At 37.0% G+C, this 19,229-nt stretch carries 14 protein-coding genes; 13 read left to right on the forward strand and 1 reads right to left on the reverse strand.

The features are described from left to right. Positions 1-205: 205 nt before the first annotated feature. The 12 genes from GMB86_RS04665 (at position 206) to GMB86_RS04720 (ending at position 17,068) form a co-directional block, all read left to right on the forward strand. Positions 206-2,239, forward strand: coding sequence for a glycoside hydrolase family 32 protein (locus GMB86_RS04665; RefSeq protein WP_196220124.1), 2,034 nt, complete (start codon positions 206-208; stop codon positions 2,237-2,239). A gap of 268 nt (positions 2,240-2,507) precedes the next feature. Continuing rightward, on the forward strand, positions 2,508-3,974 hold the full coding sequence (gene katA, locus GMB86_RS04670) for a catalase KatA (protein WP_155217304.1): 1,467 nt from the start codon (positions 2,508-2,510) through the stop codon (positions 3,972-3,974). 290 nt (positions 3,975-4,264) lie between these two features. Then, on the forward strand, positions 4,265-5,521 hold the full coding sequence (locus GMB86_RS04675) for a Glu/Leu/Phe/Val family dehydrogenase (RefSeq protein WP_230459000.1): 1,257 nt from the start codon (positions 4,265-4,267) through the stop codon (positions 5,519-5,521). Between the two features lie 182 nt (positions 5,522-5,703). Beyond that, the gene (locus tag GMB86_RS04680; RefSeq protein WP_155217307.1) at positions 5,704-6,681 is read left to right on the forward strand and encodes an aldo/keto reductase; all 978 of its coding nucleotides are present in this window, start codon (positions 5,704-5,706) and stop codon (positions 6,679-6,681) included. A gap of 73 nt (positions 6,682-6,754) precedes the next feature. Next, positions 6,755-7,918, forward strand: a complete 1,164-nt coding sequence (locus GMB86_RS04685) for a PucR family transcriptional regulator (protein ID WP_155217309.1) — start codon at positions 6,755-6,757, stop codon at positions 7,916-7,918. A gap of 112 nt (positions 7,919-8,030) precedes the next feature. Continuing rightward, complete coding sequence (locus GMB86_RS04690; protein ID WP_155217311.1) at positions 8,031-9,395, forward strand: aminotransferase class III-fold pyridoxal phosphate-dependent enzyme; 1,365 nt, start codon at positions 8,031-8,033, stop codon at positions 9,393-9,395. Between the two features lie 54 nt (positions 9,396-9,449). Next, positions 9,450-10,574: an iron-containing alcohol dehydrogenase family protein gene (locus GMB86_RS04695; protein WP_155217313.1), complete on the forward strand. Its 1,125-nt coding sequence runs from the start codon at positions 9,450-9,452 to the stop codon at positions 10,572-10,574. Positions 10,575-10,986: 412 nt separating this feature from the next. Then, on the forward strand, positions 10,987-12,285 hold the full coding sequence (locus tag GMB86_RS04700) for an ABC transporter substrate-binding protein (protein ID WP_155217315.1): 1,299 nt from the start codon (positions 10,987-10,989) through the stop codon (positions 12,283-12,285). 407 nt (positions 12,286-12,692) lie between these two features. Then, positions 12,693-13,931 carry a carbohydrate ABC transporter permease gene (locus GMB86_RS04705; protein ID WP_230459001.1) on the forward strand — a complete coding sequence of 413 codons (1,239 nt, stop codon included), beginning with the start codon at positions 12,693-12,695 and terminating at the stop codon, positions 13,929-13,931. A gap of 61 nt (positions 13,932-13,992) precedes the next feature. Next, positions 13,993-14,820, forward strand: coding sequence for a carbohydrate ABC transporter permease (locus GMB86_RS04710; protein WP_155217319.1), 828 nt, complete (start codon positions 13,993-13,995; stop codon positions 14,818-14,820). 157 nt (positions 14,821-14,977) lie between these two features. Continuing rightward, positions 14,978-16,030, forward strand: coding sequence for a pyruvate kinase (locus GMB86_RS04715; RefSeq protein ID WP_155217321.1), 1,053 nt, complete (start codon positions 14,978-14,980; stop codon positions 16,028-16,030). Between the two features lie 234 nt (positions 16,031-16,264). After that, positions 16,265-17,068, forward strand: a complete 804-nt coding sequence (locus GMB86_RS04720) for an SDR family oxidoreductase (RefSeq protein WP_155217323.1) — start codon at positions 16,265-16,267, stop codon at positions 17,066-17,068. Between the two features lie 40 nt (positions 17,069-17,108). Here GMB86_RS04720 and GMB86_RS15930 read toward each other — a convergent pair whose 3' ends face one another. Then, positions 17,109-17,231: a hypothetical protein gene (locus GMB86_RS15930; protein WP_268987289.1), complete on the reverse strand. Its 123-nt coding sequence runs from the start codon at positions 17,229-17,231 to the stop codon at positions 17,109-17,111. A 52-nt stretch (positions 17,232-17,283) separates the two neighbouring features. Here GMB86_RS15930 and GMB86_RS04725 point away from each other — a divergent pair, with 52 nt between their 5' ends. After that, on the forward strand, positions 17,284-19,194 hold the full coding sequence (locus GMB86_RS04725; protein WP_155217324.1) for a BglG family transcription antiterminator: 1,911 nt from the start codon (positions 17,284-17,286) through the stop codon (positions 19,192-19,194). The last annotated feature ends 35 nt before the right edge of the window (positions 19,195-19,229 follow it).

Raw genomic sequence — 19,229 nt, forward strand, 5'->3', positions numbered from 1 at the left:
GAATGCCGGTCCTCTAGCAAAAACAAGAGGATCTTCAACTAAAATCGCTCACGTCCTGTGGCTGGCGCCTGAAGCTACTACATCCTGTGGAAGTCCGGTCCTCAGGAACTGCGCGCTCTTATCTTCTTGCTTCTAATTTGTCACCTTTTTGAACACGCACTATAAGTGGAAGGAGAAAAGAACGACAAGAAAAAGAGGTGTGATGTTGTTAAAGAAATTAATGGTTATCTTTAGTTTGGGCTTCACCATGTTTATATGTCCACAGATAAGTCATGCCTATGATGCTGAGTATTATCAAGAACCTTATCGTAATCAAGTTCATTTTTCACCTGAATTTGGGTGGATGAATGATCCAAATGGCCTTGTCTATTATCATGGACTCTATCACATGTTTTATCAATATTACCCATATGGCTTATTATGGGGTCCGATGCATTGGGGACATGTGATTAGTACAGATTTAACCCATTGGATTCCTCAAAAAATAGCTTTATATCCTGATGCTCAAGGAAACATTTTTTCAGGAAGTATTATTATTGACAAGAAAAATGATTCAGGGTTTGGAAAAGATACTATGATCGCTTTCTATACCAATGATCGGAAAGGGATACAAGATCAACGAATGGCCGTAAGCCACGACGAGGGACAAACGTGGAAAAAAATCCATGAACCCATAATGAGAAATCCAGGAATAAAAGATTGGCGCGATCCGAATGTTTTCTGGTATGAAAAGGATAAAAAATGGATCATGGTTCTTGCTGCCCAACATAAAGCGATGTTTTATTCATCTAAGAATTTAAAGCAATGGACACTCATGAGTACGTTTGGATCAACGGATCAAAGTAAAGGAGTTTGGGAATGTCCCTCTCTCATGCGGTTGCCAGTTGAAAACTCAAATCAAAAGAAATGGGTCCTGCAAATAAGCCGAACGGACGGTTCGCCTGCTGGTGGAACGGGTGTTGAATATTTTGTTGGTGATTTTAACGGCCAGCATTTTATTCAAAGTCGAAAATTAAAAAGGAGAGACTGGGTCAATTATGGAGCAGATTATTATGCGGCTATCCCATGGAATAATCTTGAAGGCCCTAGAGGAGAACGCGTGACAATAGCATGGATGAGTAACTGGAAATATGCTGAGAGAATACCCACGACGCCCTGGCGAAATTCCATGACTTTACCCGTTAGTTTAACTTTAGTAAAAATGGGTGACTCCTTTCGATTAAAACAAACGCCGATTTATCATCTTAAACCTCAAGATGGACACATTCGTTTTCATCAGAAGACCATACAACCAAGTACGAACGTTCTTAAAGGTCACAAGTTTAAGGTAGGCGAAATAAAAGCAGAATTTGACCTATCGAAGTCAAACGCAAAGGAATTTGGTTTCAGACTAAGGGAAGGTGTCGGTCAATACACGAAGATTGGTTATCAAGTAACAACCCATCAATTACTTGTTGATCGCTCGCATTCGTCAGATTTTCATTTTAACTCAGATATAACGGGTGTGCATGCTATACATATGAATCCAACCAACCATAAAATCCAGTTACACATATTTTTAGATCGTTCATCAATAGAAGTATTCGGAAATGATGGAATCCGAGTCATTACAGATCAAATTTTTCCTAGGGCGAAAAGCGATCGTATCTCGCTCTATAGTTCTGGTGGTCATACAGTCATAACTTCATTTGTTCTTCAACCTTTTACTTCGATTTGGGGGTCTTCTCCTCTCGTTTCAAACATTAAGAAGTGGCAAACGATAAAGGGAATCTGGGCTGACTCGATTAGTGGGAAAGTGGGTCAAAGTGAAGGTGAAGGCAGCATTTTATCTAATAGGATGGGTAAAAATTTCGAATATGAAAGTGACGTAACCATTCTAAACAAACACTATATTAATAAGATAACAGGTACCGGAGGTTTGATTTTTTATTCTGACAAGGTGGCAAAAAATATGTACGTCGCGGCCCTTGATGTTTCGCATAAGTCTGTTCAGCTTATCAAATATGACAATGGGAAGCGAATGGTTATCGCTCAAAAGCCCATGACTTTAATTGGAAACCAAAAATATCATTTGAAAGTAGTCGCTAGGCAGCATTTAATCAAGATTTATTTAGATAAGAATTTGGTCATCGAAAAAGAAGATCCTACATTTAAACAAGGATTAGTTGGGTTATATACCTTTCAGTCTACATCCGCTTTTCAAAACATCCGTTTAAAACTAAAAACTAAAATGAGATGACCAGGCAATTAGAGCCTGGTTTTTTCGATTTTCTCAACTAATTAATTAACCTCTCATTTGTGATGACATCTTTAAGAAAAGTTTTATTGATTGCAAAATTGATTCCTACATCAATCGTTATAAAAACCCTTTTATATGGTAGGACAATTGTTCGTTAAAAAAGAAAAGCAAAAATGGTTGATTTATAAAAAGTATTAAATTATAATAATTATCAAATGGAAATAAAAATAAATAAGTATTTAATTTAAATAAAAATGGAGAGGTGACCATGAAGGAAAATAATAAACATTTGACAACGAGTTGGGGAGCACCTGTTGGTGATAATCAAAATTCAATGACAGCCGGTTATAGAGGACCCACATTAATACAAGACGTGCATCTTATTGAAAAATTAGCTCATTTTAATCGAGAAAGAGTTCCAGAAAGAGTCGTTCATGCCAAAGGTGGCGGTGCACATGGTTATTTTGAAGTGACGAATGATCTAACAAACTATACGAAAGCGAGTTTCTTGTCTGAAGTTGGCAAAAGAACACCTCTGTTTATTCGGTTTTCAACGGTTGCAGGTGAAAATGGTTCAGCCGACACCTTGCGTGATCCAAGAGGGTTTGCGGTAAAATTTTATACAGATGAAGGGAATTACGATATAGTAGGTAATAATACACCGGTCTTTTTTATTCGAGATGCGATTAAATTTCCGGATTTTATTCATACTCAAAAAAGAGATCCTAAAACTCATTTAAAAAACCCGACCGCTGTATGGGATTTCTGGTCGCTTTCACCAGAATCACTGCATCAGGTGACGATCTTAATGTCTGACCGCGGAATCCCTGCAACATTTAGACATATGCACGGTTTTGGAAGTCATACATTTAAATGGACAAATGAAGCTGGGGAAGGTGTCTGGATTAAATATCATTTTAAAACCGATCAAGGTGTTAAAAATTTAACTGCAGATGTTGCTGAGCAGCTTGCCGGTGAAAATCCAGATTATCATATTGAAGATCTGCAAAATGCCATAAAAAATGGAGACTTTCCGTCATGGACATTATATGTTCAAATCATGCCGTTAGAAGATGCTAATACTTACCGTTTTGATCCGTTTGATGTGACTAAAGTTTGGTCCCAAAAAGATTACCCCTTAATTGAAGTAGGAAAAATGGTATTAAATCGAAACCCTGAGAATTACTTTGCCGAAGTCGAACAGGCGACATTCTCACCTGGCACATTGGTACCAGGCATCGATGTTTCACCAGATAAAATGTTACAAGGTCGACTTTTTGCGTATGGAGATGCTCACAGACACCGTGTAGGTACTAATCACCAATTGTTACCGATTAATCGTCCCCGAGTCGACGTCAATCATTATCAACGTGACGGCGCTATGCGTTTCGATGAAAATGGCGGAGGATCAACCTATTATGAACCGAATAGTTTTGGAGGGCCTACAGAGACACCTGAAGCAAAACAGGCGACTTATCCTGTTCAAGGAACTGTCGATAGTGTAACCTACGACCACAATGATCACTATACGCAAGCGGGTGATTTATATCGATTAATGACGGATGGCGAAAAGACGAGATTGATCGAAAATATTGTAGCAGCTATGAAACCAGTTGAAAAAGAAGAGATTAAACTTAGACAGATTGGACACTTTTATAAAGCCGACCCTGATTATGGGTTGCGCGTGGCAGCTGGTCTAGGTTTACAAGTCCCTGAAGAGGTAAAAAATAAATAAAATGATGGACCAAAAGAACCTGTTCCAGTTGTGAAGGAACAGGTTCTTTAACATACTTTGTGAATTTGTCCAACAGATATGCTAGATAAACTGACATAAAAGATTATTATTTTCTTAGTTACTAATAATTTTAATATAATATGTCATATTATCTTACAAAATTGTATAAATGTAAGTTTATCTCCCCTATTATTGTTTTCGGAAGATAGTTCAAGACAATATGAAAAAGAATGGGGATAACAATGTCGATACTAGTTGAAGAAAAAAATCGCAAAACTTCAGAAGTAGGAATGAATAAAAAGGAGAATCCACTAGGTGAATTTCAGGAAACATTATATGAAGCAACAGAGCTCCTATCTTACCCTAAAGAGGCCTATCATTTTTTAAAAAGTCCGGTGCGATTTTTGGAGGTTAACATTCCTGTTCAGATGGATGATGGCGGGACCAAAGTCTTTCAAGGCTATCGAGCCCAACACAATGATGCCTGTGGACCAACCAAAGGAGGAATCCGTTTTCATCCTGATGTTACTCCCGAAGAGGTTAAAGCCTTATCTGGATGGATGAGCTTAAAATGCGGGATTAATCATCTTCCTTATGGTGGAGCTAAAGGTGGTATCATTTGTGATCCTAGAAAATTAAGTAGAAACGAATTGCAACGGTTAAGTCGTGGTTATATTCGTGCTATTAGTCAGTTTGTCGGGCCAACCAAAGATATCCCAGCACCTGATATGTATACAAATGCACAAATTATGGGATGGATGCTAGATGAGTATAATCATATCTGTGAGTCGGGTGCTCCTGGATTTATAACAGGGAAACCGTTAGTACTTGGGGGATCAAAAGGAAGAGAAACAGCTACCTCGAAAGGTGTTTTATATATTCTTCAAAAGGTTTGTGAACAACAAAACTTACAAATTCAAGGTATGCGTGTGATCATTCAAGGTTTCGGAAATGTTGGAAGTTACTTAGCACAATATTTATATGATCTTGGAGCAAAAATTGTTGGCATAGCGGATGCGAAAGGGGCGATCTATGATTATGATGGCATCGATATCCCGTATCTAATGGAAAATAAGGATGCCTTCGGGGTTGTCTCTACGTTTTTTAGACAAACAATGACGAATGAAGAATTGCTCGAACAAGAATGCGACGTATTAATACCAGCAGCCATCGGTGGCGTCATCACAACAGAAAACGCCGATCAGCTAAGATGTCGATGTGTTATTGAAGCTGCTAATGGCCCAACCACTAAAGAAGCCATAGAACGTTTAGATAAAAGAGGCATTCTTGTTGTACCGGATGTACTCGCTAATTCTGGAGGAGTCATTGTTTCATATTTTGAATGGTGCCAAAATAATCAAGGGTATTATTGGACAGAGGAACTTGTTGAACAACGGTTAAAAGAGAGAATCACAGAAAGCTATCATAATATCATGGAAATAGTTAAAGAATATGGTGTAAATATGAAAGTAGCCGCTTATATTCTTGGAACAAAAAGACTTGCGGAGGCTTCGCATTCTAGAGGATGGATCAATATAAGTGAATAGATAGATTCTCGGGTAGGAATACAAATTCCTATCCTATTTTTTTTGCTGTTTTAAAGTTCGTTATCTTACATAACCATAGAAAGCTGAAATAATTATGAGAAGGAAATCAGATAGAAGATGGCGAACTTTACTTTGTATGTGTTTATTTTATTGATATCATCTTTTGAAAGAGGGATTCATTCATGCGTATGATGCCTATCGAAAAAAGAAAACTTACAACAAGTCGTTTAGTTTTAGGATGTATGGGTTTTGGTGGCAATTGGGATCACAGTCCAGTCACTCAAGATGATATTTACATAGCAGAGCAGGCTGTTGATACAGCGTTATCTATTGGAATGACCATGTTTGATCTTGCGGATATTTACCGAATGGGGAAGTCTGAAACTGTATTTGGAAAGGTATTAAATTCACAACCTCATATGCGAGACAAGATCGTGATTCAAAGTAAATGTGGCATACGGTTTGAAGACAAGGTTGGCCCATTTCGTTATGATTTTTCAAAGGAACATATTATAGATTCGGTTAACGGTATTCTCAAACGATTAGGAACCGATTATCTTGATAGTTTATTGCTTCATCGTCCGGATCCTTTAATGGAACCTGAAGAAGTAGCTGAGGCCTTTAACGAACTAAAAGTGGGCGGAAAAGTTCTGCACTTTGGAGTCTCAAATATGAATGCCTCACAAATACAGCATATCCAAACATATAGTTCAGAGCCGATCATTGTTAATCAATTGGAACTTAATTTAAAGAAACTTGATTGGTTAGAACAATGTGTATTAGTTAATGAAACAAAAGGATCTGAAACACAATTTGGACCGGGTTTAATCGAGTATTGTATGATGCAGAATATTCAAGTTCAAGCTTGGTCACCACTCGCAAGAGGTCTTTATTCAGGGAATGCACCGAAGCATAGTTCGGAAACCGATAGAAAAACCATTGAACTCGTAGAAATGATGGCACAGGAAAAGGAAACAACAAAAGAATCCATTGTTTTAGGATGGTTAATGCGTCATCCTATGAAAGTACAACCTGTCATCGGTACAACGAATCCTGTTAGGATCAAAAATTGCCAGGATGCTGTACGTCAATCAGAACTAATGACAAGGGAAGAATGGTATTCTCTTTATGAAGCATCCAGAGGTAGCAAGTTGCCTTAAGAATGTTGTAAACGTGATACTATTATAGATATCTCAAACATTTATTGACGGGTTGAAAAGGGGGACAAAAGATATGACAACATTAAGAAGGGTTTTTAGTCTTCCTGAGTTTAAAACAATAAGTCTAGTTGCAGGTAAAGAAGGTATTGATCGAACTATAACGGGCGTTAATGTAACTGAGAGTGACGATCTTGCTGAGTTTTTTAGACAAAATGAATTGATTGTGACAACTGGAATCAATATGGCAAATGATTTGACAAAATTAATGAATATGGTTGAAACGGCCTATCAAAGAAACGCATGTGGAATGGTGATCAATACAGGACCGTATATTCCTTATATACCAGAAAGCATAGTGAGTTTTGCTGATCAAATGGCCTTTCCATTGTTTCGTATGCCATGGGAATACCGCGTGGCAGATTTTTTAAAACTATCCGTGCAATTTTTAATGACAGTACAGAATAAGCCAATGAATCGTGATTTTGTCTTGTCCGAAATTTTATTTAATCCAGATTTTAATGATGAAGATATGAAAACAGAACTAGCCAAACGAGGTTTCGAAAATGAAACAACGTACGCTATTGTTGTGTGTGAACTTCCAAACCATGTGAAACATCAAGAATCCATCATGAAAATCCTGGATAAATCTCTCAATGATCATTATGAACGCACCTTGTCCACGGTTTTTAAAAATCAATACATTGTATTAGTTGACACATTCAATCAAGGTGTTCCACATCCCTCTTTTTCTAAGATCGTTCAAGACGTCTACCAACGATTAGAACAACTAGATTTCACGACGTTGCCTCTGATCGCTAAGGGTGAGAATTATACTTACATATCAGACGTTAAGAAAAGTTACGATGAAGCTTTGAAAGTCATTCAACTCAATCGCAAACATGCAAGATATCAAATCTATTCATATCAAGATCTTGGTGCTTATAAGTTAATTTTAGGTGCTAGAGATCATCGCACGATCGACAAGTACCATCATGACGTTTTGGGAAAACTTTACCAATACGACAAATCCAATGAAACCGATTATGTATCTTTTTTAAGAATTTATCTAGAAGAAGATGGCCGAACGACCAATATCAGTCGTAAGAAATTTATCCATCGAAATACGGTGTTATATAAAATAAAGAAAATCGAATCGATCCTGAATATGAAATTAGATCATAATTTTACCAAAACTACTTTAACGCTCGCTTTTATGATCGAAGATCTTCGTATGTAGGGTAATTGTGCAAATGCACAAACCTTTTTGTTTGAATCATCATTGTTTTCTGATAACTATTTGATATATGATGGGTATATAAATTTTAAAAATGAATGGAGTTGTTACTCACATGGAATCAATAGATATCGAGAAAATTAAACAAGATGATAAGGATTATGTTCTACATTCATGGGCTAAACAAAAACAGGTTAATCCTAAAACGATTACAAAAGCGAAAGGCATCTTTTTTTGGGATGATGAAAATAAAAAATATTATGATATGTGTTCTCAACTCGTTTATCTAAATGTTGGGCATGCGCATCCAAAATTGCTTGAAGAATTTAAACATATTGGAGAAATACCTATTTCAGCGCCTGGTTTCGCCACAGCATCGAAAGCGGAACTCGCCCGTAAAATTATCGACGTGGCGCCAAGTAATATGGCAAAAGTATTTTTTGCCAATGGCGGTGCGGATTCAAATGATCATGCGGTAAAAATAGCTCGAATGGCAACGGGCCGTTATAAAATCTTCTCCCGTTATCGTTCCTATCATGGTGCGACATTTGGTGCTGGAAATTTATCTGGTGAGAGCCGGCGCTTCACTGTAGAACCTGGTTTACCCGGATTTATTAAGTTTGATGTCCCATACTTATACCGAGAAGTTATCGACTTTGAAAATGAAGAAGCAGCTACTAAGTTTTATTTGGATCGCTTAAGAAATCAAATGTTATATGAAGGACCGGAAACGATCGCAGCAGTCTTTATGGAGCCGATTCCTGGAAGTAACGGCGTTCTAATCCCGCCTAAAGGGTATCTTGAAGGTGTTCGCAAGTTGTGTGATGAATTCGGAATCCTGATGATTTGTGATGAAGTCATGACAGGCTTTGGTCGAACAGGAAAAATGTTTGCCGTCGATCATTTTGATTTTGAACCCGACATGATGACTTTTGCTAAAGGCGTAACCTGTGGCTACAGCCCACTTGGAGGCGTAATTGTTAGTGAGAAAGTCGCCAAATACTTTGATGACCATGTGCTTATGACGGGTTTAACATATAGTGGACATACCGTCTCTACACAAATTGGCTGCGCAACGCTTGATATTTATAAAGATGAAAACCTTATCGAGCATGCAGAAGAAGTTGGGAAAGTATTAGCTTCTCGCTTGGAGGAACTCCGTGGGTATGATTCAGTCGGAGATGTGCGACATATCGGTTTATTTGCAGCGGTTGAACTCGTCAAAGATAAAACAACCAAAGAACCAATTATAGCTTATGGAATGGATTACGGAAAAGACAAAGTAGGGCTAATGAGTAAATTTGTTGGTTTGCTCAGTAAATTAGGTTTCTATACGTATTCACATGAATCAAGTGTCATTATCGCACCACCACTTGTTATCACAGAACAAGAACTAAATGAATCTATGGATCTATTTGAACAGGCATTAACATTATTTGAAAAAGAGATCTTATTTGCCGACCAAGCCGTTAAATCTTAAGCACCTATCTATGTCAAACTCTAGAAACCTACCCGAGAAAGGAATTTAAGTAAGATGGAGAATTTTTTATATAAGCAACCTGTACCCATTGATTTCGGTGCAGGAAAAGTAAAGCAATTACCGGAAATATTGAAGAAGATGAATCTGAACCGTGGAATCCTAATTAGTGCTCCGTCGATGGTTCGACTGGGTATTGCGGAAGAAATCAAGGAACAATCGGAAGGAAGAATTGTCGCTATTTTTTCTGACATTAGACCGAATCCAACGGTTAAGAATACAGATAACTGTGCACAGATGATTCGTGAACATAACTGTGAATTTGCCATTGCACTTGGTGGAGGAAGTATCATGGATTGTGCCAAGGTAGCTTGCTTTGTTGCAGGAACAGAACATAAAACGGCTGATTATTTATCAAAAAAGCTTCCTGTGACAGGTACTAGTATTCCTCTCATTGCGATTCCAACAACATCTGGAACAGCAAGTGAAATTACGACGGTATCCGTCCTTACTGATGAAGATCGAGATGTAAAAGCCCCACTTGGAAGTGACATATTTTATCCTGTGTATGCCTTGGTTGATCCCGAATTAACTTTGTCATGTCCGCCTCATGTGACAGCGGCAAGTGGCCTGGACGTACTCGCTCACTCATTAGAAGCTTTTTATGGGAAGAAACATCAGCCTTTAACGGATCTTCCTGCAGAGCGTGCCGCTTCACTCGTGTTTAAGCATCTATTAACGGCGTATCATGAGCCTGATAATATTGAAGCAAGGGCAAAAATGAGTGAAGCTTCAGTTACAGCGGGAATGGCTTTTAACTTAACTCAAACCGCAGCTGCTCATGCCTGCTCCTATCCTTTAACACAAGAATTCCATATTCCTCATGGTGAAGCATGTGCTTTTACACTTCCTTCATTTTGGAAGATCAATAGTAAGGGACCAGAAGCAGAACGTTTGGAGGCCTTTAGTCAACGTCTCGGATTTGAAAATGCGGAAGAATTAGCCAATCAAATCGATGCAATGAAAAAAGAGATGGGTCTTCGCATGACGTTGCATGATGTTGGAGTCGGTACTGAAGATGATTTGGATCGTCTCGTTGAGGGAAGTTTTTCTCCCAATATGTATAATAATCCTGTTGACATGACAAAAGAGTCATTGAAAGAGATGTATAAAGCATTATAGGGATCACAAAAACGCTATAGTTACAATAGACGTTCAAAATAGTAGGCTTAATCGATATTAAAATGATAAGTCTACTATTTTTGTGTTTAATTTCAAAATTGCGGATTTATGAAGGGTCAACCATACATGGTCAGAACGTACCTAATACAGTTAAGAGGAAGGCGAAAATTGTAATATGTGAACAAATTTTGAAGGAATATATTGGTTGTTTTATTTTGAGAATTAAATTAAAATAAAAAAAAAGGTATGAAAGCGATTTCAAAAGGAGGCCGTTTTTAGATTAAAAAGATGTCATCCAACTATTTTATCCCATGTCATTAAGTTGATATGAAGAAGGATGTAAGTAACAAAAAAATGTAAGCGTAATCATTTTAAAGTGGTACCATTTACACCACCAAAGGGGGATGTCTTGATGAAACGTAAAGCGATGAGTATTCTTAGTTTATTTTTGGTAGCCATACTTATTTTAGGCGGTTGTAGTTCAGGAAGTAAGTCAGACCAAAAAGAAAGCAAAAATAATAACTCTAATAAAAAAGTTAAAATTATTTTTTCCCAAGGAAAGGATACGACGAAGGTTGTTCCTAAAATCATTAAAGCTTTTGAGAAAGAACACCCAACTATCGATGTTGAATTCCGAGAACTCCCATCCGACTCAAATGCTCAGCACGATGCATACGTCACGGCTCTAAATGCTAAATCATCGGAATTTGATGTTATCTCTTTAGATGTTGTTTGGCCAGCTGAATTTGCTCAAGCAGGTTATGTCATGCCATTGGATCGATTTATCCAACGAGATCATATCAGCATGAGTGAGTACAACAAAGGTGCCGTTCAAGCCTCTCAATTTAATGGTAAGCAATGGGCAATGCCGAGGCTCGGTGATGCGGCCTTATTGTTCTATCGAAAAGATCTTGTTTCTGATAAAGATGTACCAAAAACATGGGATGACCTTCAAAGAGTCGCTAGTAAATACCAAGGAAAAAATGGAACAAAGTATGGCTACTTAATGCAAGCTAAACAGTATGAAGGACTTGTTTGTGATGCAGTTGAATTTATCGCCTCTTATGGTGGACAGTTTATTAACGATAAAGGGGAAGTGGTGATAAATAGTCCTGAAGCCATTAAAGGATTACAAAAAATGGTTGATATCACCAACTCTAACATTGTTCCTGGCAATATTAATACCTTTACCGAAGTCGAATCCCATACATCTTTTATCAATGGTGAATCACCATTCATAAGAAACTGGACGTACAATTATGCGATTGCTAATGACAAAACACAATCAAAAATTGTAGGTAAGGTAGGTGTAGCTCCGCTTCCAGCAGGTGATAAAGGCTCCGTAACAGCATTAGGTGGATGGCAATTAGGTATTTCCGCTTATTCAAAACATCCAAAAGAAGCATGGGAATTTGTCAAATTCTTATCAGGTAAAGAAGGTCAAAAAATAACAGCAATTGAATCGGGGAATATCCCAACACTTACCTCCTTATTCCAAGATAAAGATGTCTTAAAAGCGAATCCATTCTTTGGAAATAAACAGTTCCAAGAAGGCTATGCAAATGCTGTCCCAAGACCAGTCGCTCCAAACTATCAAGAGATATCAGACATTATCCAAATTGAAGTATCAAAAGCCATCAATAAAGAAATTACAGCAAAGCAGGCCATACAGGAAATGGAAACACAGATCAAAGCAAAACTTGCAAAATAAAGTGATACTTCCATCAGTGGGGTTGTTCTTCATTCCCCACTGATGGTTAGCTGAACCAATCGGACCTTTACGGGCAGTTGATCCCCCACTTATTTTCTATGACTACTCAGAATCTTGAGGTGGGGGTCTTTACTTGCCGTTAAGGCGGGATAATCGTTGACGAGGTGCGGCCTTCTACTGAAGGTCAGCATTGGTATCTATTATGTAGTATAAGTTCTCCATGGAGTGTGATGAGTGTTGATATTCAACAGATTACTTGATAAGGGTGTGATGACATGCATTCTAACCTAGAAAAACCTGACAAAAAGTTAGGCCCATCGGTCGTTGATGTCCAATTAAATCAGAAACAAATAAAGAAGAAAAAACTATCAGAAAGATCGGCAGGCTATCTCTTAATTTTTCCATCGATGCTCCTCATCCTTGTTGTGGCCATTTGGCCTGTCCTGCAATCTTTTTATCTTAGTCTCTTTGATCTCAAATTAAATGACCCGACAAAATCTACGGTTCACCTTAACTATAGTTTTGATTTAGAGCGCTATTTAAATAGTGCCCCGTTCCTTATTTCATCCATAGACCAAGAGATACAATCAGGACATCATGTGGATGAGCTAACCAAAGTCAAAACACAAATAAATCAATTTGATGCTGTATTACAGAAGGATCCAGACATAAAAAAATCATATCAAACGGTTAATGATAAATTGATGGATTTTAAATCGATTTCAGACGATGAGGCCCTTATACCTATAGATAAAAAGCTCAGTGAACAATATCAAAATATGACCCATCAAGTTCAACAAGAACTAAAAGACGTGACAAAAAAAGCAAAATTAGAGCAAGAAGATAAAATCAGTGGTCTCGCAAATGGGTTAAACGACGCACTCATCAAATCTAATTTTGTGGGATTACAACATTACAAAGAGAATTTATCGAGTCCTCGCACGTGGCTCGCCATTTGGAATACTCTCTTCTTTACAGTTGTATCAGTAGCGTTTGAGCTCGTCATTGGTTTAGCTATCGCGCTGCTCATCAATAAAGCCTTTTTTGGACGGGGGTTAATCAGAGCAAGTATTCTGATTCCTTGGGCGATTCCTACGGCCGTTTCGGCGTTAATGTGGAAGTTTTTATATGACGGTCAGAACGGGATTGTGGCGTATTTATTTGAAAAAGTGGGATTAGTGGATAAAATGTCGGATCTCTTAACCACCAACACTGGGGCCATGTTTTCGGTTATCTTCACCGATGTATGGAAAACAACTCCTTATATGGCTTTATTACTTTTAGCAGGGCTACTAACCATCCCTTCCTCTTTGTATGAAGCGGCAGCGATAGATGGTGCAAATAAATGGCAGCAATTTATTAAAATTACCTTACCATTATTGAAATCGAGTCTTCTCGTGGCCCTTCTTTTCAGAACATTAGATGCGTTCCGCGTGTTTGACTTGATTTTTGTTTTGACAGGTGGGGGACCAGCTAACTCAACTGAAACGATTTCGATCTTAGCTTATAAAGTCATGTTTTCACAAACCAATTTTGGAAATGGTTCCTCACTATCGGTCATTGTATTCGTGTGTGTGGCCATTATCTCTATCATTTATATCAAATTGTTAGGCGCAGATTTAATTCAAGATAGCAATAAAAAATAACGGCTGAGACTAATCATGTTAACAAAAAATGATTCAATTACGAGGAAAGGAAGTGTCTGACATGCATAAGAAAACGGGTCCTTTATTCTATGTCTTTCTATTTGTCTTTGTTTTTGTTGTCATGTTTCCCTTTTTATGGATGTTAATTACATCAATTAAACCACTAACCGAGTTATTTGGGGATAAAGCGTTCACCCCTTATACAAGTCATCCAACTCTTGAAAACTATGTATCTGTTTTTACAAAACACCCATTTCTGCATTATCAATGGAACAGTTTAGTGGTTGCCTCCATAACAACGATATACACGGTCTTTGTTGCTTCATTTGCCGCTTATGCCATCGCGAGATTGAAATTTAAAGGTAAAACCATTATTTTAGGAACAGTATTGGCCGTATCGATGTTTCCTCAAATAGCCACCATTTCACCCATCTATATGTTTTTAAAAAACGCAGGATTAACGAATAGTTATTTAGGCTTAATCATCCCGTATACAACATTTTCTTTACCCTTGTCGATCTGGTTACTTGTTTCCTTCTTCAGGAAAATTCCGTTTGATTTAGAGGAAGCGGCTAAAATTGATGGGGCTTCGATGTGGCAAACGTACTGGAAAGTCATACTTCCTTTAGCGGGACCTGGAATCTTTACGACTTCTATTTTAGTCTTTATTGGAGCTTGGAATGAATTCTTATTCTCCCTCACAATTAATACAGCAGATAAATTTAAAACGGTTCCCGTCGGTATTGCGATGTTTCAAGGTCAATACACTATTCCTTGGGGTGAAATTTCAGCTGCAACGGTTGTTGTAACGGTTCCACTCGTTATTTTAGTTCTTATTTTCCAACGGAGAATTGTTTCTGGATTAACATCTGGATCAGTTAAAGAGTAATTAAAGTAAACGCCCCATTAAAATTTTTTTATTTATAGACAACAGTACTCCATCTTCTGAGTACTGTTTTTTTAAAATATTTACTGAAATATTCATATTTGCTCACCTTACTTCTGGGTATACTAATATAATAAAAGCTTTAGAGGAAGGTGAATTTATGACCATTGATCGAATTTGTACAATTGGACCTGCTAGTCAAAATAAAGAAACCTTAAAAAAGTTAATAGATAATGGCATGACGATTGTTCGGCTTAATTTATCCCATGGGACGCATGAAAGTCATCGAGAAGTGATCCAACTGGTTAAATCACTGGATAAGACCGTACGAATCTTGGGAGATGTTCAGGGCCCAAAAATTAGATTAGGAGAAATACCTTCTGGGGAAGTTAGACTAAAAGCAGGTGCATCGTTCATACTCCATAATCAACCAATCAAGGGAAATGACAAGGAAGCAAGTGTTGATTATGTAGGTATCACGGAAGATATTAAAGTCGGGAATAAAATTCTTATCAACGATGGTGAAGTTGAACTTGTAGCCGTCAAAATAGAAGATGGACATATTTTAACGACAGTTAAAAAAGGAGGTATGATTTCTTCTCACAAAGGAGTTAACTTGCCAGGAACAAAAATCCAATTACCAGCGATTACTGAAAAAGACAAGAAAGATATCGATTTTCTTCTAAATGAAAAAGTCGATTTTATTGCTTGTTCGTTTGTTCGGAATGCCACCCACATTCGAGAAATCAGAGATTTTATTGGAGAAAGGACACGTGTTTCGCCAAAGCTTATTGTTAAAGTTGAAACAATGGAAGCCATCAAGAATTTCCAAGAGATCGTTGAGTCTACGGATGGAATCATGGTAGCCAGAGGAGACTTAGGGGTTGAATGTCCTTATGAATGGATCCCGCTATTACAAAAAGCAATCATTTGCGAATGCAATCGATTAAATAAATATGTGATTACGGCGACACAAATGCTTCAATCCATGGTTGACCATTCGATTCCGACGAGAGCAGAAGTAACCGACGTTTTTCAAGCCGTTCTTGATGGCACCAATGCTGTGATGTTATCTGCAGAGAGTGCTTCAGGTGAACACCCTATAGAAAGTGTAGAAACCCTTAGGCTCGTCTCTCAATTTGCTGAAAGTATGAAAAGAGAAGCTCCGTTTGATATGGCAGACATGCTGAGTTTATTAAAAAAAACAGTTTAAAAAGAAAAACGTCCATCAACGATCACCTTTGATGGACGTTTTTCTTTTCAATCAATCACATAACTTTTTGGAATCACCATTTTACATAACGTTACATAAGCGAGCTCGATGGTTTTGGAATGGGGTCATCATTAGTACATATCTTTTCCATACCCATTGAAAATTGATGTATTAATTAATATTGTAAGCGCTTTTATAATGAGAGTATAATAAAAAGTGAAAGGGAGTTATCATATGGTAGCATCTTGGTTAGGTTTAGAAAATAAAACGATCATTGTAACAGGTGGGGCTTCTGGAATAGGGAAACATATTTCAAATGTACTTGCAAATGTTGGTGCGCAAGTGATTGTATCAGATCTTAATGTCACAACAGGAGATGTTGAAGAAAACGGAGCCTATCATGTTCAAACGGATGTAACAAAAAAAGAGAGCGTTGAAAGTTTAGTTCATCATGTTGTTGAAAAGTTTGGCACGATTCATGGTCTTGTAAATAATGCCGGTGTTAATCTACCTCGATTATTGGTCGATTTTAGAGGTGAAAAACCAGAGTATGAGTTGAATGAAAAAGACTTTGATTTTATGATCAATGTCAATGTTAAAGGGTTGTTTTTGACGACTCAAGCCGTCGTGCGTGAATTCTTAAAAAATAAATCCGGTGTTATTGTTAATATTTCATCTGAAGCTGGTATGGAAGGTTCGAATGGTCAAAGTGTATATTCAGCAACAAAAGGGGCTGTTAATGGTTTTACAAGATCATGGGCAAAAGAACTTGGATCAAGACACATACGCGTAGTTGGCGTTGCACCAGGCATCAATGAAAAAACGGGGTTAACAACAGATGCTTACAACGAGGCACTTGCTTATACAAGAGGCACGACAGTTGATGGACTTGGAACGGATTACTCTAAGGCTATTCCTCTAGGACGTCCAGGAAAATTAGACGATATTGGAAATCTAGTTGCTTACTTGCTCTCCAATCGTGCAGATTATATAACAGGAACAACAGTGAATATTACTGGCGGTAAATCTAGAGGATAGTCTCTTAAAGAGGTTGTTCAAAAAGTCACCAAATGATAAGCTACGAATCTCGGCGTTGGCTTGTTTTTCCGGTCCTCATGTAGTAAAAACCTACATTCCGGTCCTCGAAACAGCGCCGCCTTGATCTTCTTGCTTCTAATTTGTCACCTTTTTGAACACGCACTTAAAGTAAGTTATTCCGCCCAAGTGCACTCGGGTTAAAGGAGATAGTAGAAATGGGCAAAATAACTCAAGAAGATCGATTAAGATTTATTTTAAAACGTGTTAAAGAAAATGACATAACAGAAGAAGAATTAGCAAGGAAGCTTAATGTTTCCTCAAGAACGATTTACAATGATGTTAAAGTGATTAATCAAGCTTTGGATAAATCGTCAGAGCTTAAGTTAGAGAATGGTACTTATCGTTTTCTAATTTATCAACCTGAAAAGGTTGAAAAAATCATCAAAGAGTTCGAAAAAGAAAGTCAGTTGATCGATACACCGCATCAAAGAGCATCTTATCTCTTTTATCGTTTATTTTACGCAAGTCAACCACTAAAATTAGATGATCTTGCCTTTGAACTTAATATAGGTCGTTCAACATTAAATAATGATTTGAAAAAAATTCGATTGGCACTAGCTCCCTATGAAATTTTGGTTGAAGGGAAACCAAATGAAGGTATCCATGTTGAAGGAAATGAATGGGATATTAGATTATATATGATCCAAAATAATGATAACCGATATTTTGAATGTGACAAATTAGATCAAAACATTCAAACTATCATAAGAAATGATTGCAAGGAGCATTTGATTGAGGAAGAAACAGAATATAACTTGATACGATTCATCATGGTCGCCTTAAATCGAATGACGTCTCATCCAATTCCTTCACAAATACCTGAAAAATATCAATCTATTAGTCAAACTAAAGAGTTTAGAGAAACCAGTCATTTATTAGAGAAGATAGAAAAGGCATTAAAAATAAAGTTAACACAACCAGAAAAAGTTTTTATTACGATTCCCATCGTTAGTAGACGTTCACCGGTAAAACTAATGAATGTTGACAAGGTTAAGGTACCTGACGAAATCTTTAGTCTAATTGATGAGATCAAACAGCAAATCCAAAAAGAACTAAATATTGAACTAAATCTTAATCCAATCATAAATGAATTTAGCTATCATCTTACTTTTATGTTGAATAGATTAATATTTGGCATTCGATTGAAAAATAATCTGATCACAGAAGTCAAATTTAAATATCCATTGGCTTATAAAATGGCCGAAATTTCTAACGATGTCATTTATGAAAAATACCATGTAGAAACCTATCAAGATGAACTTGCTTATCTTGCGTATTATTTTTGCATGATGATTCATGAACAAGAGGAAAAAGTAAAGAAAATAAAACGTGTCGCTATCGTCTGTCATACTGGTAGAGGAACAGCAAAGATTATATCGATTCAATTAGATAAAATTCTAGATCAAAACGTAGAAAAGAGGATGTTTTCATCTAATGCTATCCAAAGTGATATTTTAAATACCTTTGATGTCATTTTTTCTACAGTCCCAATAGCTTGTGAACTTAACGTTCCAGTTATTTTATTATCAGAAATTTTTGATGAAAAAAAGATCCTCAAAAAAATTAATCAATCTTTTCTCTTGAATAAGTTAAATATTGCGACCGACCATCAGCATGAATCATTAATGAGCCATTTATTGAGTGAACATCGTTTTTTTGTCTTAGATCACACCAAACGGTATGATGAAAATTTATCTATTATGTTAGATGAACTAACTCAGTTAGATATCGTAGATTTGCAGTTTAAACAAAGAGTTTTTGAACGCGAGGATAAAAAAAGAACCCTATTTGATAATGCGATAGCTTTTCCACATACGGTAAATAAAGGCTCAAATCAAATAGTCTTTGCTTTAGGAGTGAGTTCACACCCAATTATAGTGGAAGGAAAGGAAATAAAACTCATCTTTTTATTAGGTATACCGGAAAATCAACAACTTGATGATGGAGTCATGATTAGTTTATACGATGAGCTAATCTCAATAGCGAAGAATAAAGACTTTGTTAACAAACTTTCGAAGACAAAGAACATTCTGGAAGTGAAAAGACTGTTTGAGATGGTGAATTAGAAAAGAGGTGTTCATTCATGTTTTTTATCACATTA

Source organism: Terrilactibacillus tamarindi (genome assembly GCF_009718825.1).
Classification (GTDB): Bacteria; Bacillota; Bacilli; order Bacillales; family Sporolactobacillaceae; genus Terrilactibacillus; species Terrilactibacillus tamarindi.

Coding starts and splice junctions, on each gene's coding strand:
- GMB86_RS04710 (WP_155217319.1), top strand. CDS start 13,993: ATGCATAAGAAAACGGGTCCTTTATTCTATGTCTTTCTATTTGTCTTT.
- GMB86_RS04685 (WP_155217309.1), top strand. CDS start 6,755: ATGACAACATTAAGAAGGGTTTTTAGTCTTCCTGAGTTTAAAACAATA.
- katA (WP_155217304.1), top strand. CDS start 2,508: ATGAAGGAAAATAATAAACATTTGACAACGAGTTGGGGAGCACCTGTT.
- GMB86_RS04700 (WP_155217315.1), top strand. CDS start 10,987: ATGAAACGTAAAGCGATGAGTATTCTTAGTTTATTTTTGGTAGCCATA.
- GMB86_RS04680 (WP_155217307.1), top strand. CDS start 5,704: ATGCGTATGATGCCTATCGAAAAAAGAAAACTTACAACAAGTCGTTTA.
- GMB86_RS04695 (WP_155217313.1), top strand. CDS start 9,450: ATGGAGAATTTTTTATATAAGCAACCTGTACCCATTGATTTCGGTGCA.
- GMB86_RS04690 (WP_155217311.1), top strand. CDS start 8,031: ATGGAATCAATAGATATCGAGAAAATTAAACAAGATGATAAGGATTAT.
- GMB86_RS04705 (WP_230459001.1), top strand. CDS start 12,693: ATGCTCCTCATCCTTGTTGTGGCCATTTGGCCTGTCCTGCAATCTTTT.
- GMB86_RS04725 (WP_155217324.1), top strand. CDS start 17,284: ATGGGCAAAATAACTCAAGAAGATCGATTAAGATTTATTTTAAAACGT.
- GMB86_RS04675 (WP_230459000.1), top strand. CDS start 4,265: ATGAATAAAAAGGAGAATCCACTAGGTGAATTTCAGGAAACATTATAT.
- GMB86_RS04715 (WP_155217321.1), top strand. CDS start 14,978: ATGACCATTGATCGAATTTGTACAATTGGACCTGCTAGTCAAAATAAA.
- GMB86_RS04720 (WP_155217323.1), top strand. CDS start 16,265: ATGGTAGCATCTTGGTTAGGTTTAGAAAATAAAACGATCATTGTAACA.